Raw genomic sequence first — 23,349 nt, forward strand, 5'->3', positions numbered from 1 at the left:
GCGCCCTTGACCCGGTTAGTTCAGGTCAAAGGCGCTTCGTTGGTGGAGGTGGCGGGAATCGAACCAGTTGAATGCCGTCGTGAACCGTTGGTCCGAAGCCCGTACCTGCGGATATGCACGGAGGCCACTCGCGGCCCAGCGGGTCGTGTCGGGCCCTGGGGCCCTGGCGTTGACAAGATCAACGCTCCTTTCTGGACCGAGGAGCCGGTACTGGATCTCGCCTCCGATTTCGACTCTGGCTTGGTGGTGGCGCTTGAACTGAGCGGACGCTCCAGGTGCCCACGCTAGAAGGCCTTCTTCCGTCGGCAGCGGAGCGGTAGCAAGTTGCCCACGGGCGTCGAGCTCGTCGCCGCCGGTCGTGAGGTTCGTGGCTGGCGCGGGCATCGCGAACGGCCCGATTCGTCAGTTGCAGAGCCCCAGCCTTCACTGAACCTGGGCCAGACATGTCGCTCGGCACGGTCCGCTGGTATGGAACCTGGTCAGAGGCGTGGGTCGCAGGACCCCTTACCGAGCAGGGCCAGACCGGTCAGGTCTCCCGCCTGGAACGTGTTCACGCCGGGCACCGCGGACGGGTTCATGATCTGGCCGGGGTCGGCGACGTGGTCCAGACCGACGAGGTGCGCGAGCTCGTGCATCACGATCGTGACGCCCTGCCCGTCGTACGCCTGGGCGTCCATGACCTGCTCGACGTCCAGTTGGATGCCGCCGGTCACGTTGACCAGCAACTGGCCGTCGATGGACACCGGTGTCGGTCCGCCAACGCCGGCGATTTTGCCGGCAAGACGCATGTTCTGCGCTTCGGTGTCCCACTGGATGAGGACCGGGGCCCATCGGTCGCCATACAGGGCCGGCTGGGACAGCGGCCGCGTGCTGCGCAGCGGGTCGCTCTCGTCGGTGGCGCCGTCATTGACGAACACCAGCCCGCTCGCTGCCGACACTGCCGAGACCGCGGCCGCGATCATGTCGTTGCCGCCAGGTGGTGCGCCGGCGGTCCGGGTCACGTAGTGAATCGGGCGGCACGGGTCCCACGAGACCGGGGTGATGCCGTCGGCTTGGACGTGCAGGAACTTGTACGAACTCGACGCTGGGGAGACGACCGTCGGCTGCCCGAGCGAGACGGCGCCCGCCTCGAATCCGGGCGTGGGGAACCCCATCGCTGTGCGGACGTTCTCGGGGATGGTCGTGCCCGCCGCCGCCCCTGGTGCGGGCGGCACGGGGACGTTGATGCCACCCAGGCCAGTGGGCGCTCCGGCAACCGGGGTGTGCGTCCCGAACGCGTTCCCGTACTTGAACCAGGCCCCTGTGATGAACACGACCACGACGAACACGACGAGCGTGTTCTGGTACCCCGCGGACTGCCGGATGCCCCGGGCTGGACGCCGCGACACGCGAACGCTGCGCCGAGTGACGCGCCCAGCGCGGCGACCGTGCCGCGCCGGTCTCGATGTCTGGACGGTTGCCGGCGGCCCGTACACCGTGGGTCCCTGCCGCCACAGGTCGGGGACGTTCTCTTTTCCGGTGCGGGCTTCGTCGGCGACCCACTTGGGGACACGACCGGATGGTGACCGGGGCAGGTCGTCGTGCGGGATCTCGTTCACAGGCTGGCTCTGGTGCCCTTCAGGTTGGCGTTCGCACTGGTCATCGGCTCGCCGAGGTCGTAACTGAAGTCGAATCGCAGCTCGGGGATCCGCTTGCGTGCGCGGGCGGCTCGGACTTTTCCGCACTGGTCACTACCGGGGTCGACAATTGCCGTTCGGCTATGTTGCGGCGGTGGAGACGCCCTACGTCCGCCGGGCCGAGCCCGACGAGCTTCGCCTTGCGGCGAGCCACCTGGAAGAACTCGCCGACGCCGCCCAGGCCTATGTCGTCGATGAGTCCGTGCTCGTCGCGGACGGCAGCGTCGCGGCCGAGGAACGCGCCGACAGCCGGTACGACGGGAAGTGGGGCTTGGGCTCCGAGATGGTCTGCATCGAAGTCGTGCCACGGGTCGCAGCGATCGCGGACCACCTGCGCGGGCTCGCCGCCCTCACCGGTACACCCGGAGTCAGCCTCTCCATCTCGTCGCTCGTTCGCCCCACTCTCGAAGCGCTCGCGACGTTGTCGTGGCTGTACGAGGACGGGATCGGCGGCCGCGAGCGGATACGACGCAGGTTCAACCTGCGCCTCGTCTCACTCGCTCAGGAGGAGAACCTCGCGAACATGCTCGGGAAGTCAGATGGACGTTTCCAGAGGACGATCGACGACATAGCCACTGGGGCCGACAACCACGGTTTTAGGTTCAATGCTCCGACGACGACCAAGCGAGGCATCGTCCATCCGGGCCGCCTCGGTCCTCCAGTCCCGACCGGCGAGGCTCTCATCACGCGACTCGCCGCGCCCGCGAGCCAGACGATCGACGTCGGTGGCCTCGTCTACCGGCGCACCTCGGCCGTCGTACACGGACAGATGCACGGATTCCACCCATTCTTGTTGTCGGACACGCCGTCAACGGTTCCCGGCGCGCTTCGCGCAGAGTTCGGTCTGCCGTTCGCGTGGTTCTGCATTCTGACGTCCTCGGTGCTCGGCGCCCTCAATGCGTCGATGTGGCGCGTTCTCGAGCACTACGGACGGAACCCTGATGACTGGGCAGACGTCAGCCAAGCAGCAATCGACCAGTGGGTTGCGTGGCTGGCGGAAACTAACACTTTCGAATCGACTTCCGATCCCCGGCATTGACGCCGGCGCGGGGGTCCCGTTCCGGCCCGCAGTTCACCCGCGGTCGCGACGGCGCGAGACTCCCCCGCAGAGGTGATGCGATAGACAGTGCTCATGCCTCGCATGCTGCCCGCGGACCCGGACTTCCGGGACGGCGGCGTCGCAGAGCGCGCGGCGTGGGAGGCCCTGCGCGGCCAGCTCCCCGACGACGCCGTCGTCTTCACAGGCGTCGGCCTGCAGGACGGCGCGACCGAGCGGGAGATCGATCTCCTCGTCGCGTGGCCCGGGGTCGGACTGGCGGCCATCGAGGTGAAGGGCGGCTACATCACCCGCCGGGACGGCCGATGGTGGCAGGGATCGGGCGAGGCTCAGCACTCGATCGATCCTGTGCACCAGGTCCAGGATGCCCGCCATGTCTTGACCGGTCTTCTGCGCCAGAACGGGCTCGACGCCGCGCACGCGCGCATCGCTCACTTGGTCGCCCTTCCCCATACGCCTGTACCGCGCACGCTCGAGGCACCGGACCTTCCGCGAGCGATGCTCGTTGACCGCGACGACCTGTCGCACATCGCGTTCCTCGTGAAGCGCGCGATCGAGGACCACGGTGTCGGTCGCGCCGGCCTGGACGCTGGAGCGCTCGAGGCCCTGATCACCTACCTGACGGGCTCGTTCCCCTCGCAGGTCGATGCGCTGACGCACGCCGCCGAGCATGAGGACCACCTCGACCAGCTCACGCGCGATCAGGCCCGTCTGCTCGATGCACTGCGCACCTTCCGACGCCTACAGGTCGTCGGCGCCGCCGGCACGGGCAAGACGTGGCTCGCGCTGGAACAGGCACGCCGGCGCGCCAAGGAGGGCGACCGCGTTGCGCTGCTTTGTTACTCCCGTGGCCTCGCCCGCTACCTTGTCCGCGTCACCCAAACCTGGCGACCCGCGGAGCGACCGGCATTCGTCGGCCTCTTCCACGACCTCCCGGTCCGCTGGGGTGCACCGGCGGGTTCCGACGACGACAGTGCGTACTGGGAGTCCGAGCTTCCCGCGCACCTGGGGCGCCTCGCGGCCTCGCGTGGGCCGCGCGACCTGTTCGACGCGGTTGTCGTCGACGAGGCCCAGGACTTCGGCGACGACTGGTGGCCGCCTCTGCTCCGTTGCCTTCGCGATCCTGAGCAGGGCAGGCTCTACGTCTTCCTCGATGAGGCGCAGCGGGTGTTTGCCCGCGACGGCGTCGTTCCGATCAGCGTCGATCCCGTCGTCCTGGACGAGAACCTCCGCTCCACGAAGCAGATCGCGCAGCTCTCCGGGTCGTTGCGCGACGGGGTCACACGACCACGGGGCTGGGACGGGTCACCGGTACGGATCGTCGATGTCCCGGCGGACGACGCGATCGGTGCCGCCGACGACATGGTCGAGCAGCTCCTCGCCGAGGGCTGGTACCCCGGCCAGATTGCCCTGCTGGCCACCGGTCGCCGACACCCCCTGCAGGTCGAGCTCACCGCGTCCGGGCACGACGAGTACTGGGACGGCTTCTTCGCCGAGGACGACGTGTTCTACGGGCACGTCCTCGGGTTCAAGGGCCTCGAGCGCAGCGCCGTCGTCCTGGCAGTCAACGGGTTCCGCGAGCTGGAACGTGCACGGTCATTGCTCTACACCGGGATGTCGCGCGCCCGCTCGCTCCTGGTGGTCGTCGGACCACGCGGCACGATCGAGGGGTTGGGAGGCGAGCGAACCCGCCAGCGGCTCGCGCATGCCGAGACCTGGTTCGCCGGGGCGCCGCCTGCGCTGTGACAGGACGCACGGGCGCCGAGTCACCTGAGTCGCTAGATGGACTTAACCCTCCCTGGCGCCAAGCCGATTGGTAGGTGGGGGTGTCCACCGTGCCGACAACGCGAACCAACCGCGAGATCCTCGCGGACATCATCGACATTGCGCTGCAGCTCCGCCCGGGCTCGGACAAGAGGCAGATCGCGCGCACGATCAACAGCATCGGCGACGGAACGCCCGTCACACCGGCCGAGCTCAACAGCATCCTGTACGAGCGCACGGACCGGTTCCGCTACATCTCGGACGCACCCAGGCTCTGGTTCACGATCCCCACGCAGAGGTCGAAGCCCACGAAGAGAAAGCAGAGACGAGACGTCGAGTTGTGCGGGCCGCCCGCCCGCACCTGGCAGACGGACGCGCTCAAGGCGTGGCGCAAGAACGATCGTCGGGGCATCGTTGAAGCCGTCACTGGAACGGGGAAGACGCGGGTCGCGATCCTCGCCGCGCACAAGATGCTCGAGTCCGGGGGACGCGTGACGGTCGTCGTGCCGACGCTCGATCTCCTCGACCAGTGGCACAAGGCAATCGAGAAGGCTCTGCCCGGCCAACGCATCGGGCGGCTGGGCGGCGGTTCGGTCGCCAGTCTCGACGAATGCGACATCCTGATCACGACGGTCCAGTCCGGGCACCAGAACCGGATCGGTTCCGACAAGCATCGCGCGCTCCTGATCGCGGACGAGGTCCACCGGTACGGCGCCGAGAAGTTCGCGGCGGCCCTCCAACCCGAGTTCGAAAGGCGGCTCGGCCTCACCGCGACGTTGGAGCGTCTCGACGAGGGAGTCGACGAGTACCTCAAGCCGTACTTCGGCAAGGTGGTCTTCCGGTGCGGCTTCGAGCGGGCCTTCGCCGACGAGGTCCTGTCCCCTTTCCGCGTCGCTCTGGTGCCGGTGCCGCTGCGCGCACACGAACGCGTGGCCTACGACCGTGCCGACGAGCGCGTGAGCAAGACCCGCAAGTCCCTGATCAAGGACTTCGGGTGCGACCCGTACAACTTCGGCGAGTTCATGCGCGACGTGTCGGTGCTCGCTGCAGGACCCCGCGACGAGGCCCGCGAGACCGCGCGGGCCTACCTCAGCGCCTTCACGACTCGCAAGAAGACCGTCGCCGAAGCCGAGAGCAAGTTCGAGGCCCTGCACAAGCTCGCCCCGCTGCTCGCCGCGTCGAGCGGGTCGCTGGTGTTCGCCGAGACGGTGGCCGGCGCGCAGCGGTCGGCCGAGGTGCTCGACGACCAAGGCGTGCCTACGACCAGCTTCTCGAGCGAGGACGACCGCGAGACCCGCCGCGCGTTGCTGGCCGAGTTCCACGCCGGCACGCTCAAGGCGCTGGCCGCGCCGCGCGTGCTGGACGAGGGGATCGACGTCCCAAACGCCGACGTCGGCGTGATCGTCGCCGCCAGCCGCAGCCGACGCCAGATGATCCAGCGCATGGGCCGCGTCCTGCGCAAGGCGGACGGGAAGCAGCGCGCGACGTTCGTCGTGCTCTACGTCGAGGACTCGATGGAAGACCCCGAGATCAGCACCGACGAGACGTTCCTCGACGCCATTACAGGGTTCGCCGACGACATCACCCGGCTCGACGTCAACGACCCCGTCACCTTGGCGCGGTGGATCCGCGGCTGACGCCCCTGCGGAGATAGCGTCCGCGCCGCGCAATCGAGCACCCTGCGCTCGCCCTACCGCGAGCGGCTCGCCGCCGCGCGGCTCGGTGTTCGTTCGCGGGCGTGTTCGCTGCAGGGTCGAGGTCCTCGCCGCGCAAATCCGGTCCGCCGAGCTCCGCCGCTCACGTGGGATCAGTTCGCAGACAGCGCCGCTTGAGGGCCGACCCGCACTTTCGAGCTCCAGGTCGCGTGCAGGTAGGAGCGCTCACCCTGCACGGTTCCACCTACGACAACCACGGAGTCGCCCGGGCTCACCGCAAGATCTCTCGCGAGCCGCGTGACGGTGACATCGCCCGGTCCAATGCTCAGGTCATCCTGCTGACGGATGGTGATGCTGGAACTCGACGCCGCGTGAGTCACGGAGATCACCACGCCCCATGCGGCGTTGATCCCCCACGGCACGCTCTCTTCGTGCTGCTCCAGTCGAAGGAAATCCCGAAACTCAGGGCACAGGACTGAGAATGGGCACCGTGCACAATTCTTCGCGGAGGCATTCGCCATTTCTCGAATGCTCTGGGAGGCGGCCTCGCGGCGATATCCGTCGATCTCTAAACGTAGTTGTGCGATATCCGCAGCCGTGCAGGGGACTCGGATCCGCGATCCGTCGGGTGCAACGAGGAAGAGATCCGGAACCTGGCCCCATACCGCTTCAACGAGGCCAGCGTAAAAGGTCAGCTGGGCGCGTCCGAGCGCAATGCTGGCCTCGTCGCCATCGATGCGCGACTTGAGGTCGATAACCTCGATGGTGCCGTCTCGCGCGGTAGAAACTACATCAAGCCTGCCGCGGAGTCCCCGCTCGGCGTCGACCAGCGAGATTTCAGTTCGTCTCTCTCCGGGCGCAGGCGGGGCAGGATTCCCTGGGGGCGTCACCGATTCCGGCGGCCAGAAGTTGACGCGCGCGCTATTGGGCGATCGCTGCAGGACTGCCCCGGCAAGCTCATGACCGACCGTGGCCCGCAGGTGAAAGTACCGAGGCCACCGGCGTGGCGCCGGAACGGCACTCGTCCCCCACTGGTTGACCATCGACGCGTGCTGCTCGAGGGCCAGCTCGTCGAACCGCTCATGAATCACTTTCACAGGATCGTCGTTGTCCGACGTGGTGATCTTGCCGCGCGCGGCCTCGTCTGCAAGGACGTGGCTGACCGTGCCGAGCGCCATCGCCTCAGTCGTCCGATTCCAGGCCTCCCCTAGGGGGTCGACAAGGTAGGCAAATCGGAGGCCGCATGTGCGAAATGCTGACCATTGCGTCCACGTCATGTCATCGAGCCGAGGCTTCGCCGGCGTGGGCCAATCGATAGAACTCATGCGAACAGGGGCAACAGGACTCGCGCGGGCGCAAGTTCGAGCTGGAACGGATCGGAGAAGACGACCGCAAAGCCTTGGGCTTCGAGCTCCACTGACGCTTCGGCCTGCTCCGGTGAGAGGTGAGCGTCACCGTCGTGCCACCACAGGGGATGTCCGATCACGACGGCCCGCCTTTGCCCCGCGTCTACTTTCAGGACTGGAAGCCCGGCCACATCTTCCCCGGAGAGGTCCGTTCCTGCCTGCCCGGCAAGGCGGTGCACCTGGCGGCGACCGAGCTCGAGCCAGCGAGAAAGAGCCAGCTCCTTGCCAGCCGCAAGGTCCAGCATGTCGAGGGCCAGTCGCCAGTCGAGGGCGGCGTGATGCCGTCGGTTGTCCCAGGATCGAAGGCAGTCAGGGCAGGAGGGTAGGCATGACGTCGCATGTGGCTCGCTCTGGAATTGCTCCGTGAGTCGCTCGCGCGCAGCACCCAAGATCCTGCCGAAGCGAGACGGGTCAGCCAGCTCCACTGCGTACCCAGCGCCGTTATCGAGAGCATCGGCGATGAAGACTCGCGCCGACGGAATGCTCTCTATCGGCATCGGCTGGATGTCGACGACGAGCTCGTCGGGACTGATCTCGAGCTCGGCTTTCGCGGCGCGGCGCAGGACCTCGGCGAACGAGCGGAACGCGGCCACGCTCGCAGGTACGAGGTCCCGGCTGTAAGGCACGAGTCCGGGCCCTGGGGCCATCGAGCGTGATGAGTCGATCTCCACCGTCAGGACGTCCGTCACCCGGACTTCGCCTATCGCTATCGCCTGGGAAGGCGCGGCTGTTGGTGGCTTCCATCCTGCGATGTCGTCGCGGCGGTACAGGCCGGTGTCCGGGACGACGAAGGTTCCACCTTGCGACACGATCTCGAACAGCCGGCCATTGTTGTCGTTGTACTGGACGAGACGCTGCTGCTCGTACAGCTCGAGGTTCGCTGCTCCACAATCACTGGTGCGCGTGCTCGGTGAGGTTACTGAGAGCGACGAGTCCGATGCTCGTGTGACGTCGTCGTTCTCGTCCCGGTAGTCGATCGGCGCCCACGTCGTTCGAAACCCGAGGGGTTGGTGGACGCTGAAGGACCGCATCGGCTCCCCGCAGACGACACAGATCTCCGGTTGTGCGTCGAGGACAAGGGCACCGCACGCGTCGCAGACCGTGGTCTGCGTCGCCGGACCGAGGGGATCAACGGCCTTCGCTCTGCCGACCCCCATCGGGATGTACGCAGCGAACCCGACTGCGGTGTGCAGCTGGCCGTCCCGGACCACCTGAGAGCCGGGGGCGAATGCGCTGATCGCCATGCCGAGCGGCCGATCCGAGACGGTGTCCCGATCGGGGTCCTGTCCGGGATGTCCTCCGAAGAGGCTTCGTACACGAGACGGGAAACCGAACATCGGAAGCAGGCCGGCCTCGGCAAGCGCTCGGCTGAGCGGACCATCCGGCGCTCCGACCGACTCGCCGTGACTCACGACACGATCGATCTCGCTGACTGCATCGGCCCGCGCCCACTTCTGCAGCTCGTCGATGTCGCCCTGGGAGAGCGCGGTGAACGCCGCGAGCCGTTGCACGACATCGGTGACCTCCGTGGAACGAAGCAGCCACTTCGCGATCCCCGCCCGGAACCCCGACCACTGGTCTCTCGCACCAAAGCTGCCGTGAATCGACTCCCGGTCCCAGGCGGGGGGATCGGGGAGCGACAGGAACGCCCGGCGCAGGAGCTCGCTGAGAACGACCCGCCGCACGATCCTCGGGCGGGCTAGGTCGAGGAACGGCTGGGCAGGCATGTCACCAGTCATACGTGACGGGTCACGGAAGTAGTCGTCGTCGTGCGACCTGTCCCGGCAGACCGTCAATGCATACGACAGCGCCTGACCAGCGCGCCCCGCTCGTCCGACGCGCTGTTGGTAGTTGAAGCGCTGAGGGGGCATGTTCGCCATGACGGTCGACTGGAGCGAGCCGATGTCAACGCCTACCTCCATGGTCGTCGTGACGCTGAGCACGTCGATCGGCGTCGTGAGCGCGTTCTCTTCGGGCCGCAGCAGCACGCCCTTGAATGCGCGCTGACGCTTGCGCTGCTCCGACAGCGGCTTGGTCTGTCCTGTGAGCTCCTCGATATTCAGGCGAGACGCAGGGCGGCTCGAGAGCCAGGCGATGTAGTCGTCCTCCTCCGCACTGGTGCGAGCTCGTGCCGTGAGAGTGGTCGACCGGCAGGAGGCGTTCGCGCAGAGTCCCGCCGATGGGTGCAGGTGCTTGAATCCGCACGTGTCGCACTCCCAGACCTGCTGTTCTCCGGCGACTATCCGCAGGCCGACTCCACTCTTTGACGTGTCGAGCACCCATTGGTCGCCGAGCATCAGCCCCAGCGAGGAGAGCGAGGAGTATGCCCACTCGCGGGCGGCGGCAACGTCATCCGGGCTCCCATTGGCTGCGGCGAACTTGCGAAGGTACGCCGACACGGCGCGCGGCGGCGATACCAACCCGATCTGCGTACCGTCCGAGTAGCGTTTCGCCCAGCCGAGCAGTCGGATGACCGATCGGAGCGCCTCGCGAGACGACGCTGCGCTCGCACCTGGAAAGGGTCGTGGTGCCGCGATGGTGTCGACGAACCCGACGCCGATGCTCTCGATGTCGCGGCGAGCGCGGTCGAACACGGCTTCCGCGACGCCGATCGTCATTCGCTGCGTCAGGGCCCTTCGTCCCGCCTCCGCCGCTGCAAAGGGCAGCTCGTCCCAGAGATTCGGCCCCGGTGGGGTGTAGTGGCGGAACCAGGCGTTGCCGTTTAGCTCTTTCAGGCTTCGACCGGGTCCTGCGGGGTTAGCTCCCATAGCCACGAGCCCTTCGCTCAAGCCTGCCAGCAGCTCAGACCAGTCCCGAGAGTTGGTCGAAGCGAGGTCCGTCCGAGCCAGGTCGAGCACGGCCTGCTGATCGGCCGGAACCGGGGCCCCCGCAACCGTCATCGCTGAGGCCACGATGGCCGCGTTCCAGACCTCGGGGTGTGTCAGCTTGGCATTCTCGAGAATCGCCGTCTCAGAGGCGGACAGGGGCTTGTGCGCACCCGCGTCCAACATGATCTCGACGACGTGGCGAGTCTCCTGCCCGAGGGCTTGGCGGACGAGCTGTCGCACGAGGTCGCGGTAGTGGTTGAGAGCCACGCCGGCGCTCGTGCGCGCCGCATCGTCACGACTGTCGGTGAAGATGAGCGTCCGACCATCTCCACTGGACTTCATCTGACGGATGAACTCTCCGAGGTAGACCTGGATTGCCGCCGACGCACCAGCAGTGTGCGCACGGATCGGTGTTCGCACCGTGCCTCGGCCGAACTGCTCCTTGTCCTGACCGCTCACTCGCCCGACCTGCGCGCAGGACGGGCAGCGATCAGGCAGCGCTGGCAGCACCCGTGCGTCGTGCCCCTTACGTGGCTTTGGTTCGACGACCCAACCCGCGATGCCTTCCGACTGGCCGACATCGAGACGCCCGGTCATCGGCTCAAGAGACGCACGCGTGTAGTTGTGCTCCCATCCCCCGGCGGAGAACGTCAGTTCCGACCCCGGACTACGTCCGGCCGCCGGCCAGAACCAGCGATAGTCCGAACGGTTGCGCTTGAACACCAGCTGAGGGTTCTTCTCGGGCACGCGCGGCGACGTGCTTGCCAGGTGCTCATCTCCGTCGATGCTGTCGGCGAACCCCCCGAGGCTGACGTCACCGCACTCGTAGCAATAGAGAAGCTCGAGGACGCGGGACTGGCAGGAGTCGCAGGTCGTTCGCGGGCGAACGAACAGCTTTCCGACCACGCGGTCGGATGTTGACGCTTCAGTCGAACGGACGATGCCCGAGCAGTCTCGGTTCACGCACGCCCAGAGACCCCGCATCGTCCGGACGAACAGGTGAGCCCGGATCTGTGTCTTCTCGACATCGCCCGCCTCCGCCAGGAGGCTCAGCAGCGCACCGAGCGCGGCCGTGTCCGGCGCGCCGAAGAGACGAGCCGCCACCTCGGGCGCGGCAGTCGCGCGTAAGCGACCCGGGTCCCCTGCCGCATAGCACGCTGCCGCGATCGTGTCGGAGACACCGAGGGCGCTTCCGAGCTCGGAGAGCGACGCTGCGCCGGAGACCTGAGAGGCGTCGAGCTGAACCGGAGCAGAGAGTGGTCGCGGCTCGCCTGGAGCGACCTGGAAGCTCGCGCGCTCGACTCCGAAGAACTCCTCGAGAAACTGGCCACCCGACCCGTCGCTGGCCAACGACGCGCTCGTCGCGATGATCCTGAGCTGGGAGCTATCGGCAGTCAGGCCCAGACGCATCAGAAGCGACCGCACGACCATCGCCGTCTCGCTGCCCGAGGTCCCGCGCTGCAAGTGCAGCTCGTCCACGACCAGCGTGAAGACGTTCGACGGGCTGGATGCGAGCCACGACCTGGTCTGCTCGAAGAGGCGCTCCTCGGCCTCTCGCATCAACATCGCGTTGAGCATCGAGAAGTTGGTGACCAGGATGTCCGGAGGCTGCTCGATCATGTCCCAGCGCACGGTCATCTCGTTGCGACGCGGGTCGGCGAAGAGGGCGAGGCGCTCTTCGATCCGGCGTTCCCGCGTCAGGTCGTCGAGACTCGCGAGGTCCGCGTCCTGACGGAGTGCCGTCCGCATCTTCTCGTACTCGGTCACGACGTCCTTGACGTCCTTGGCTGTGCCGGCAGCCGCGCTGGGCGGCTTTGGCGACCGGACCCGTCCAAGGGTCGCGCCGGTCAATCTGCCGAACCACAGGCGGATTCCCGCCTCGTCAAGTCGGTGTACCGCCCGGCGGAGCCGGCCCATCTGATCCTCGACCAAGGCGTTTGTCGGGTAAAGGAGCATGGCCCGTACGGCCGCGGGGCGCGTCTCGGCCGACCTCAAGGAGGTCGCCGGCGACCAAGCCCCGTCGTTCCACCACGGCCTCGCATCAGGTTGCGGTCCCCAGTCGCGCGCCTCGGCGGCGAGCCTCAGCAGCATGGGGAGCAGGAAGCTCTCGGTCTTGCCGGAACCCGTTCCAGACGTCACGACGACATTTCGTCCGTCCGCCCGGCCCGGTCGAAACGTGCCCTCCACCGCTTCGGCCTGGTGCTTACGAAGTCGGATCGCCTCCCCCGCGGGGGTGAAGTCACCGAAGAGCGCCCTACCCACCGCCTGGGTCGAGTCCCTCGGAACACCGACACGCTCGCACACCGTGGCGAGGTCTTCGGTCGCTGCGTAAGAGCGCACCGGCTCCAGAAAGACCTCGGCCGACAGCATCGACTCGTCCAGGAGCAGGGCTCGTCGCTCGGCGACAAGCTCCGCGTCGCTCAGCCAGTAGGCGGTGTCGATGTACCGGAGGTACGTCGACGTGAGCGTGTCGCGCAGCGAAAGTGGATCACTCGAGTTACCGGGCATCACGCACTCCTCATCAGCTGCGCGATCTTCGCCGCGACATCGCTTGGCACATCTCGGTATTGCTGCACGGCCGCTCGGTCTGCCCCCGACGCAGGACGGCCAGCGCACTGGGCAAGCGCGCGGCCGTACAGCCCGGGCAGGTCGGCTCCTAGCGGCACCACCAAGGTACGAGTGTCGCCGTCATAGCTTAGAAGGGTCGTCCCCTGCGCTGCGGCTCCGGCGTGCTTCACGAGGTAGACGGAGCCGACGGCCGCGGTCGAAGGCGAGAGGTCCTGGTGCCCGACGAAGAGATGCCGGCGAGAGAAGCCGCTCGTGCGGAATGCCCCGACCGATGCGATGCCCTCAGAGGCAATCCAAGACGCGGCCCTGGCCGAGAACACCTCGAGCTCCCGAAGACCCGCGACTGAGCAGCGAGGGAGGGCCGCGACGACGTCGAGAATCGGAGCTAGCGAAGCCAGAGTTCGGCGGGCCCCGTCTGTCACGAGAGTCGCGTCACACACCCCCGCGATCACTGCAGCCGCATCCCGCTCAACCTTCGACAGAGCACGTCGGGGGATCCAGTCGTCGTCATCATGGACGAGCCTCGCACCGTGCCGGGGAGCCTCTGCTTCGAGCAGAACAAGCGAGGCGATGTCCCATGAGCCGACTGCAAGCCACGAACCATCCGCGAGCTCGAGCAGCTGTCTGCGCGCGATGCGCCAGCCACTGACCGCGCCCGACTCGTAGGAGCGCAGGAGGTCGATGTGGCCGACGCTTTCGAGCGCACGAAGGACGTTGTCGACCGCGAGCGCCGAGTCCGCGGCCTGGCGGATGACGTTCTCCGCTTCCGCTGCGGTGCCCGATCCCATCCAGACCAGCGCATCCAGAATCTCGGCTCCGGCAATGGGGGACTCGCTTGGGACCGTCCCGAGCAGACTCGATCGACGCGTTTGGGGTGGCACAACTGGCGATTGGACTTTAGGTGCAGGCTCGTTCGGCAGCCATCGCTTGTAGAACTTCACGCGACCGCAACCCGAACACGTTCCTCGGTCCCACGTCTTCGAGATCTGAACTAGGTCCATCCTGTGCGCGAGCGTGATCGCACACGACTTCTCGTCCACAGCGGCGATGGGACGCTGTTTCGTCGGCGCAACCCTGCCGCGATTCCAGTGTTGTGCGGCCGGCACCGGCAATGCGCGCCACTCCGCGATGTCTTCGGCGTCGAGGTCCAGGTCTGCCGGATCCGGCCGAGACTCGGCCGAGACTTCGGCCGGCAGCACCTCGCCATTGCGTTCGTCGACCCGACCCGACGGTCGAGGATTGTCGGATGTGCACAGGGAGAACTGCATGTTGCGGCGCGGTGTGCCGTCGGCTGACGCGATCGTCGACAGGTATCCGCCCGGGCCGATCTTCGGCGCGTCGATCGGGATCTCGATCTCGCCGACAAATGACCACCGCCCGATCTCCTCGGGCTCGTCAGCATCGACACGCGTCACTACAAGCTCGGCCTTCGCGTCACTCGAGACCGCTCGGAGGGTGACTGGGAGCAACGCGCTCCAACGTTGGGCGCGGCCCGGCAGGCGGAGACCGCCAGCCGCCGTCAAGGCACTGCTCTGCAAAGGCTTGAGACACGAGAGCGACTCATGGACTTGGCCATGAACCCCCACTGGGATCACACCTTGATAGGCGCTCCAGCCTGCGGGGAGCCAGTTGACTTCAAGCGTCGACCACCCCGGGGCAGAAGACTCCTCCAGGGCCGCCGCGACGTCCCATTGAACTCGACCGCGGGAACCGCCCGACGTGTTCGCAAGGACGATGTGCTCTTCGCCTAGCCGTACGTGATCGGTCTCGACGAACATCCCGAGCTCTTCGACAAGCACCAACGGAACGATCGGTTCCGGGCGCCGTTCAGCCCGGCGTGACCCACGTGTCAGCGCGAGCGTTCCACCGAGAGCTGCAGCGACGTCCGTGTTGGTCAGAGCAGTGGTTGGAGACGGCGCCAGTACGGAAGAGGTGACTGGCTCGAGATCGATATCTGGATGCCCAGGCGCGGAGTCGACGCTCCACGTACCAGCGTCGTCGTCACCTCCCGGGACGACGAACGACATCACCGGGCGCCGGGGCCCGAGCCCGGAACGGGCAAACCGGACGGTCAGTCGCGGGCGCCCACCGCGAGGGGTTCGCTCGCCCGGCTTACCGCTCCCGTCCCAGTGCAGCAGGGCCTGCGCCGCTGCCTCCGCGACGAGGAACTGTCCATCCTTGCTACGCCACAGCCTCGTCAGGTCAGCCGGTGCGCGACCGGCCGCGAACCACCGCTCCAGGTCGACCATCATGTCCTCGGGAGACAGCTGCATGCCGCCCTGGAGGCCAGCGTCCGAGAGGAAGTCGAGCAAGCTCGCGCGGTCTGCGTCCCTGATCAGCGCCTGCGACATGGGGATGCCGACGTATCGGTGCCCGACGGACGTTGCTGTTGCGACTCCGCGCGTCCCTTCGAGCCCGTCCAGCCATTCGTTGAGAGCGCCCCAGTACTGCTCGGACCGCACCTGGAACGCCGCTCTCAGGCGTTGCGCCACGTCGCCGTCGAGGCGTAGGAGCGCGAGGAGGCGCGGGTAGAAGGCCTGAGCAGAGAACGTCTTGTCCGCTCCCATTCGATCCGCCGCTCGGGCGAAGACTGCCAGCAGGGCAAGGACCGGCGGCGGATCGTCGGAGCCGCTCGTCCGCCGTCGCCTTGCGGCGTACCAAAGCGCGAGCCGGGCCGAGTAGTAGTCGAAGAACGTCTTGCCGCCGCCCTCACGGTTGAACCGCGAGACGACGGCGTCGACCAGATCGAGCTCCGCTTCTTCTGCCGTGGCCGATCCCAGCCCGGCTCTCGCTGCCGCCGCGATCAGGACCTCATCTTCAAGATCCAGGTACGTCGGCAGGCCGGATCGATCTGCGCCGTACACGACCTCGGCGAGCGCTCGGTCCCAGGCTGCCACTCGGTCCGCGCCGGTCGCTCTAGCTGGCGCGCGACGTGGTGTCTCGCGCGACGATGCGTTCCGCGAAGCGTTGGCCCCGGAGGAGGGGCGATGACCGTCACGCGGAGCGGATGGCTCCGTGCTGCGAATGCGACCCGGGAAGGAGCCGTCCAACTGCGGGTCGTCAGCCGGCTTCGCCGCCAACGGCGCAGATGGCGCGCCGGCGTACCAACGAGCGGGACTTCCGTCGTCGCTATGGAATTTGGCGCCCCGCGTAGTCAGCGCACTCAGGACTTCGTGCATCGGGAGGTGCCATCCCCGCGTGCGCAGCGCCTCCGTGAGCTCCAGCGTCGTGAGGCCCCCCTTGTCGTGAAGGAGATCGGAAAGATCGGCTCTGATCTCCGCTAACGATCCGTCGCTCGGCACCCGTCCCCCTTCCCCTCGTCGCGCCCCATGCGGCGCCGAGATCAACGAACTCGCCCGGGCAAAGGCGGTCCGTAGGCTCCGCGGCGAACCCAGTGGCGCGCCCACAGTTCAATCGGGTTGAAGATCGATTGACTGGAGCGGCTTTGCCCACGAGCCAATTTGTCGCAGTCGAGGCAGGGGCACAAGGGCGACTCGCTTCGCACCCGGACACGGCTGTCGCGGTGAAGTCATCCGCGGCGCTCGAGGTCTCGACCCGCGTGTCACGTCACGGCGGTCAGGGCTTCCCGAACGAAACCGCGACAGCTCTGACGGCTTGGATCGACGGGCGTCATCCCGCGTCGCCCTGCACATCCGGTCGACGCTGATGTGCTGGACGGACTTTTGGAGTCGACTCCGGGTCCAGAAGGTCTGCCGGCGTCGGGTCCGGCGGCTCGCTACGAAGTGGCTGTTCGGCGCGTCCTCGCCTCTGCATGCCCTGATCACCTCGGTAGCACCTAGGTTGAGTCAGTATCGCGACGAGCTCCCGCTTGCCTCCTCCGTGCTCGCTCGGAAGCGGTGTCGGCGCCAGGTTCTACCCTGGCTGCCTCGGCAGCCTCGTATAGGTGCGCGTGGTCCAGCGGAGCGTGAAGGAGAAGAGTGAGCAGTTCCCAGGGCGGTTTCACGTTCGTCGACCTATTCGCAGGGATCGGGGGCTTCGCCGTTGCGCTGAAGGGCCTCGGTGGCGAGTGCGTCGGGTCCGTTGAGATCGACCGCCAGGCGGCGACGGTCTACGCGCTCAACCACGGCACCAGCCCACTCGGCGACATCACCGCGATGGCGAACGACGATCGCGTCGACTTCGGCGAGCACACAGTCATGACTGCGGGCTTCCCGTGCCAGCCGTTCTCAAAGTCCGGTGCTCAGAGAGGCATGGACGAGGCTCGCGGGACACTCTTTTGGAACATCCTCAAGATCGTCGAGGCGCGCCGCCCTCCGGTCCTCCTGCTCGAGAATGTCAGAAACCTGGCCGGTCCGAGGCACCGCCACGAGTGGGACGTGATCGTCAAGTCGCTTCGCCAGGCCGGTTACCACGTCTCCTCCCGCCCGGCGGTTTTCTCGCCGCATCTGCTCCCGACCGCGATGGGCGGCAAGCCCCAGATCCGCGAACGGGTGTTTATCACCGCCACCTACTGGCCTGAGCGATGCTGGGACGATCCCGCGCCGGCTGTTCAGAACCGCATGGTCCGCACCGAGCCGTGGGACCTCGAATGTGACTTGCCGTTGGACTCCCGTCGGTACATCCCTGGATGCGAGCTGTCGGCCGACGAGCGGCGATGGATCGACGCGTGGGAGAACTTTCGCCAGCTCGTCGTCACTCGGCTGATGCACACCACGCCGAACCGGCTGCTGGACGAAGTGAGGCTCCCTGGCTTCCCGATCTGGGTGGACGCCTGGGTCGACGACTCCTCTCTCCAGATTCCGGCAGGGACGCCTCGCTGGAAGGAAGTCTTCCTTCGGAAGAACGCTGCTTTCTACACGCAGCATCGATCGGTGCTCGACCCGTGGCTCCAGGAGCACGGCGTTCAGTCCTTCCCGCCATCACGTCGGAAGTTCGAGTGGCAGGCACAGCAGGAGACGTCCCTGTGGAACTGCGCCATCCAACTCCGACCGTCAGGCATCCGAGCGAAGCGGATGACCCACCTTCCGGCGCTGGTCGCCATGGCACAGACGCCGATCCTTGGCCCGAGGCGGCGCCGTTTGTCAGTCGCCGAGGCTGCTGTGCTGCAGGGCCTCCCTCCTCAATTCACCTTCGGGGACCAGCCCGACTCCGCGTCGTACAAGCAGCTGGGCAACGGCGTGAATGTGGGGGTGGTGCAGCACGTGCTGCGTCAGCATGTCTCGCGAGACCTTGACCGCATCCAGGAGATCGCGCCCGATCTGGCGGCCAGCTTGGGCTTCGCCGTTGCTCCAGCCTCGGGGCGCGAACCGGTCCTGGTGTGAGCGGACCGACGGGAGATGAGGTACGAGAGCGCTCGTTCGAAGGCTGAGGCCGTCGCGCGCATGTACTTCCTGGGCAACCGAGGGGTCGAACCTCTCGGCCCAGGCAGCAAGGAGAAGAAGTCGGCGCTCGTTGCTCTCGGACGATTTGTTCACCTCGATCTCGAGCCCATTCCGGGTAAGCATGAATGCGGCCGAGCCATCGCGGACACCCTGGGGATACCGTGGGATGAGGAATGTATGTCTGCGGGCGACACGATCACGCTTGTTGGTCTCAACCGTCTCGTCGACGGAGCCGTCCGAGCGCACATGGAGTCCGGCTCCGGCCCGGTACGGTCGCTCGTACGAGAACTCGCCAGCGTGAACCCAGCGCCCCGCTGGGATGAACGGGAGGATGATGACGTGCCTGCGGACCTCTCTGAAGTCGAGCAGAACATCGCGGAGGCCATCGCAGAGCTCGCCTCAGAAGGCGCGACGCCGTTGAACGTCGACATCTCGTGCCTGCCGCCCTCGAACGGCACGGCAGTCTCCCTCGACGACGGGAGCTGGCGGACGCCTCTTGCAGCGGTCCAGGGCTGGCTCTTTCTCCCCGCATCGATCGATGAGACGGACGGGCCGTCTTTCGACCATTCGCTGGGCCAGCTGCTCGGGATCGAGGGAACCGCGGAAACGCCCGCGGTCGAGCTCTTCGAACGACTCCAGCAGCGGCTCGAGCGGGCCGTGTCGCACCGGCAGACGTTCCTCGACGCGATCGAGACGGATGCTGAAGGATCGGCCACTCTCGAGTCGGCGTCGGTCGCGTGGGAGGCCGCGTGGGGGGAAGCCGACGAGAGCGAAGAAGCCGAGACCAGCGGTCCGATCTCGGCCAAGGCGACGACATGGCCGATCGCCCAGTTCCGGCAGTACGCAATGGACGGCGAGATGGACCTCAGCCCGTCCTACCAGCGTGCAGACGTCTGGCCGACTGCGGACGCCCAGCTTCTGATCGAGTCCGTTCTGCGGGGCATCCCTCTCCCTTCCGTGATCCTCCTTCAGCGCAACACGAGTGACGGCGACCGCTACGAGATCGTCGACGGCAAGCAGCGGCTCACGTCGCTGCTGCGTTTCACCGCCGCGCACCCCCGCGCCCTTGCGACGGTGCGGGCAAGGGCCGCTGCGTGGGGCGAAGATCCGGACGAGATGGTCAATCTCTTCACCACCGACTACCCCCGGTTCAAGAAGACGTGGCGCAAGCACGAAGCGACGACGCTCAGTGCCAGGCACGAGAAGGAGCTCTACTTCCCCTTTGCGCTGCGCTCGACCAACGCCCCCGCGCTCAGCGGTGATCTTGAGCAGCTAAGGGGTCGCTACTACTCCGACATGAGGTCTTTGGCGATCCAGGTCGGAAACGCAAAAAAAAAGATCCGGGCACTCTTCGAAGAGGTGTCGGATTACCAGATCCCCGTCATCCTCTACTTCGAGGCAACGAGCCGTCAGATACACGAGGTTTTCAGCCTCTACAACAAGCAGGGCAAGCACCTCAACGCCGAAGAGATCCGAAACGCGGCGTTCCACGAGCTCGACTTCATGCGAGCACTGCTGGCTACCGCAGGCGACACAGATGGGATCGAGCGCGTCGCCCCGTTCCTTGGTCCCGTGTGGGACGACGTCCGCTCGACGGGCCCGGCGCTTGCTGCATCCCCTTACTCCATGCCCGACGCAGGCTACAAGCGCACCAAGGCGCTGTCGTGGGTCGCTGCAGCACTGCTGATGGAGGACGAGAGCGCGTCGACCCGGTCGACCACCGCCCACGTCAACAACCTGCTCAAGAGGATCGAGACACACGGGGACGACCCGCTGCGGAACCAGCACGCGGTCACGCAGGCGATGCGCCTGCTCGACGCTGCGGTGGATGCGCACCAAAGTGCACCGCTCCAGATCTGGGCACCGAAGTTTCGGGGTACTCAGACGCGATGGCAGGAGCTCCAGCTCGTCGCATCGCTCGTCGCGCTGGCTGCGGCGAGCACGAAGCTCGGTGACGGGCTCGCTGACCGCATCGACGAGTGCGCTGACGAACTTCGCTCGGCCTCGGACCGGTGGGTGCGTCCGAGGAAATCGCAGTCGAGAGAGCAATGGCAGTTCATCGGCGGAGTCGTGCGTGAATTCCTCGACGTGCTCGGGGTGGATGCGGTGGCAGCCGACGAAGAGCTTCGCTCCCGGTTCGGGACGTCCGGCCTCCAGTCGCTTGTCTCGCTCCCCCGGCTGCTGGAGTGGCCTGACCTATGACGGTCGAAGGGCACGAGGTCATCCATCTAGCCACGTCGTCGGCTGACTGGTCGACCGACTACGAGCTGGCGCTCGCAACGACCGGCCTCGGGGAGACCAGCCGGCGTGTGGTCCTGGATGACTCACGATTCATCGCAGATCGCGCTGCGCTCGACGTGAGCGACCCGCAGTGGGGTACGTCGCGTGTGCGCACAGGCGTGGTCATGGGTGCCGTTCAGTCGGGCAAGACCGCGTCAATGATCGGTGTGGTCGCACGCAGCCTCGACAACGGTGTCAACCTCGTCGTCGTCCTTGCAGGTACGCAGGTGTCCTTGTGGCACCAGAGCATGAGCAGGATCCAGTCGCAGCTCGATAGCGGCGCAAAGCCCCTGCTTCGTCGCGTCTTCATGCCCAACCCCGACGACATGAGCCAGCCGCGGCGAGCAGGCCCGGCGGAGGCCTATGGCATTCCTGCAGGGCAGGCTGCCCGTGCGCTTGGACGGGGACGACCGATCATCTTCGTGGCCATGAAGCAGGTCGATCACCTCCTGCACCTCGGTCAAGTGCTCCAGAACGTCGTCTTTCCAGCGGCCGCGACTGCCGGCGTGCCGGTTCGCCTCCTCGTCGTGGACGACGAGGCGGACGACTCCTCGGTCGCGGACGACGGTCTTCAGTGGGGGGCGCCCGGGCTGGACGTCTACAAGCAGATCCCCCGACGGATCGTCGATCTGTGGGAGGACAGGAGTTCTCCCGGTCGTACCGTCTCGGAGCACGTCTTCGCCACCTACCTTGCCTACACCGCGACACCGCAGGCCAACTTCTTGCAGGACCCGGAAAACCCTCTCGCACCGCGGGACTTCGTGGCGTCCCTCCGGACGCCTGGGCCGACAGGCACCCTCAGCCCTCGCACGCTCACGTACCGAGTGCCTGAAGGCATCAGAGGCTGGTACACGGGCGCTGACATCTTCTACGGCGATCTGGCCTCTTCGCTCTGCCTGGTAGGTGCCGCCACCGATCCAGGTAGTGGCGACCCTGCCGACGGTGCGGCCGACGAGGGGACCGTCGCGGAGGCGAAGAGCGTCGCCCTCGCCTCTCGGGTTACCGAGATCGTGGAGATCATCGACGCAACTCGCGCATATCTCCTCGCTGCGGCGATCCGGCTGAGCAGAGCTCCAGGGCGGATCGGGCCAGCGTCAGCCGGGACGGTCTCGTTCGCGTCCTCCGAGGACGTCGAGCGCCACGTCGCTCCAGTCTCCTCGATGCTGATCCACCCGTCCTCAGCCATGGAGTCGCAGTTCGAAGTGGCCGACGCACTTCGCGAGTGGTGGGACGGCGATGCGAGCCAGCACGGTGCCGGGGTGCTTGCCGACGTCGAGGGCAACGAGGAGGCGTGGATCGCGTGGGTCGCGAGTTACAGGGCGTCCAGCGAAGCGGTCCTCGCCGCTCATCAGGTTCCTGGCGGTGTGCCGGCGGGTCGCTCAGTGCCGGAGTGGGATGCGCTCCGGCCGCTCGTCCTGGGCGAGATCGTGCCAGGCACGTCGATCGCCGTCGTGAACAGCGACCCGAACGCCGATGAGCGCCCTTCTTTCAGCCCCTGGCGCGACGGGGACGGTTGGCACGCGCCTCGCAATCACTCGACGATCTTCGTCTCGGGCAACGTGATGTCACGTGGACTCACGCTCGAAGGGCTGCTGACCACCATGTTCACGCGCCGGTCGTCGGCGCCGTTGGCTGACACGCAGATGCAGATGCAACGCTGGTTCGGGTACCGAGGCGCCTACGTCGACCTGTGTCGCGTCTTTCTCTCGTCTGAGCAGCTGCAGCTATTCACGCGCTACGCGGACGCAGACCATGCGCTGAGATCCCAGGTCCTGGCGGCGATGGAGTCGTCGGAGATTCTCCCGGACTTCACGGTGCTGCAAGGTCACTCGTTCCAGGCGACGGGCAAAGTCGCCGGCCTCGTGGGACGGCAGCTCCGACCCGGCTCGCGGCCTTTCGTCCGTCACCTCAACCCCGAGGGCGAGTACGACGTCAACCTCGCAGTAGTAAGCGAACACTTCGCTGCCGCCGAGCGGTCTGGCCACCTGATGAAGGATCCGCGCGGGCTTCTCGCCCTCGACGAGATCTCGCTGCTCGAGTGCGCTGACATCCTCGATCGGATGCGCTACTCGGACCACGGGCGGCTGCAACTCGAGTCGGACCGCTGGCGCGCGTTGGAGAGACAAGCTGCCATCGAGGTGGGGGATCCTGAGCATCCGCTCTACCGTGCGCCCGCAATGACCGGGGCGGGCTTGGATCTCGGAAGTCGCTCGCCCTTCGTCATCGCTGCGTACCTGCGGTTCTGGTCCGCATGCCTCGACCGAGAAGTGCGCGGGTTGTTCACGGATGACTTCCCACCCCAACGATGGTCGCTGCTGAGCCGCGACGCGAAGCGCCTCAACCAGCCGCGATTCCGCGTCGGCATCCGATTCGGTGCTGGTCGACCGCTCGCCGCGGGTCCATTCGCGAACCTTGGCAAAGAGCTCGGGCTAGAGATTCGGCCCATGGCGCGGCATACCACCGCTGACGGCCTCGCGGCGGATTGGGGTTCCCGCAAGGCGACGGGGAGCGGATACGTCGGCGATGACGTCTTCGATGCATCGCTCCTGAGCGAGACGGTCCCTCTGCACCCTGACGGCACGAGAATGGAGGGGGCACCCGGGCTTGTCCTCTTCCATCTGGTCGAGCGCTCCGACGTCGGCGCTCTCGCTGTCGGGCTCAGTATCCCTAGTGGCGGCCCTGACCACGTGGAAGCCGTGAGCACGCTTCGCCGGAAGGGGGCGCGGACTGTTGGAGAGTGACAACACCACGTTCGAGACACTCCGGAGCGAGC

General features: G+C 66.8%; 10 protein-coding genes. 6 read left to right on the forward strand and 4 right to left on the reverse strand.

What is annotated here, in order from left to right:
• Positions 1-479 precede the first annotated feature (479 nt).
• A complete protein-coding gene (locus CTE05_RS17940; RefSeq protein ID WP_146847667.1) occupies positions 480-1,598 on the reverse strand; it encodes a M10 family metallopeptidase domain-containing protein in 1,119 nt (372 codons plus the stop codon).
• Between the two features lie 172 nt (positions 1,599-1,770).
• Between CTE05_RS17940 and CTE05_RS17945 the strand changes: the two genes are divergently transcribed.
• The 3 genes from CTE05_RS17945 to CTE05_RS17955 all read left to right on the forward strand — a co-directional run bounded on the left by CTE05_RS17945 (position 1,771) and on the right by CTE05_RS17955 (position 6,134).
• Entirely contained in the window at positions 1,771-2,715 is a 945-nt protein-coding gene (locus CTE05_RS17945; RefSeq protein WP_146847668.1) for a hypothetical protein, read from the forward strand.
• 102 nt (positions 2,716-2,817) lie between these two features.
• Positions 2,818-4,479, forward strand: coding sequence for a nuclease-related domain-containing DEAD/DEAH box helicase (locus CTE05_RS17950; protein ID WP_246123737.1), 1,662 nt, complete (start codon positions 2,818-2,820; stop codon positions 4,477-4,479).
• 89 nt (positions 4,480-4,568) lie between these two features.
• Complete coding sequence (locus CTE05_RS17955) at positions 4,569-6,134, forward strand: DEAD/DEAH box helicase (protein WP_186814929.1); 1,566 nt, start codon at positions 4,569-4,571, stop codon at positions 6,132-6,134.
• Between the two features lie 170 nt (positions 6,135-6,304).
• On the opposite strand, the gene CTE05_RS17960 is transcribed toward CTE05_RS17955, so the two are convergent.
• The 3 genes from CTE05_RS17960 to CTE05_RS17970 are packed head-to-tail and all read right to left on the reverse strand — an operon-like array spanning position 6,305 to position 15,851.
• Positions 6,305-7,477, reverse strand: coding sequence for a PD-(D/E)XK nuclease family protein (locus tag CTE05_RS17960; protein ID WP_146847671.1), 1,173 nt, complete (start codon positions 7,475-7,477; stop codon positions 6,305-6,307).
• Positions 7,474-12,894 carry a DEAD/DEAH box helicase gene (locus CTE05_RS17965; RefSeq protein ID WP_146847672.1) on the reverse strand — a complete coding sequence of 1,807 codons (5,421 nt, stop codon included), beginning with the start codon at positions 12,892-12,894 and terminating at the stop codon, positions 7,474-7,476. The genes CTE05_RS17960 and CTE05_RS17965 overlap by 4 nt, the downstream gene beginning before the upstream one ends.
• Entirely contained in the window at positions 12,894-15,851 is a 2,958-nt protein-coding gene (locus CTE05_RS17970) for a hypothetical protein (protein ID WP_146847673.1), read from the reverse strand. The genes CTE05_RS17965 and CTE05_RS17970 overlap by 1 nt, the downstream gene beginning before the upstream one ends.
• 1,041 nt (positions 15,852-16,892) lie before the next feature.
• On the opposite strand from CTE05_RS17970, the gene dcm reads away from it, so the two are divergent.
• From dcm to CTE05_RS17985, 3 genes are read left to right on the forward strand one after another with little or no spacing between them, the layout of a single operon-like run.
• On the forward strand, positions 16,893-18,236 hold the full coding sequence (dcm, locus tag CTE05_RS17975; RefSeq protein ID WP_146847674.1) for a DNA (cytosine-5-)-methyltransferase: 1,344 nt from the start codon (positions 16,893-16,895) through the stop codon (positions 18,234-18,236).
• Between the two features lie 15 nt (positions 18,237-18,251).
• Positions 18,252-20,498 (forward strand): DUF262 domain-containing protein, encoded by a 2,247-nt coding sequence (locus CTE05_RS17980; protein WP_146847675.1) that lies wholly within the window; start codon positions 18,252-18,254, stop codon positions 20,496-20,498.
• Complete coding sequence (locus CTE05_RS17985) at positions 20,495-23,317, forward strand: Z1 domain-containing protein (RefSeq protein ID WP_146847676.1); 2,823 nt, start codon at positions 20,495-20,497, stop codon at positions 23,315-23,317. Before CTE05_RS17980 ends, CTE05_RS17985 begins: the two co-directional genes overlap by 4 nt.
• Positions 23,318-23,349 lie beyond the last annotated feature (32 nt).

This window comes from Cellulomonas terrae (genome assembly GCF_007990265.1).
In the GTDB taxonomy this organism is placed as follows: Bacteria; Actinomycetota; Actinomycetes; order Actinomycetales; family Cellulomonadaceae; genus Cellulomonas; species Cellulomonas terrae.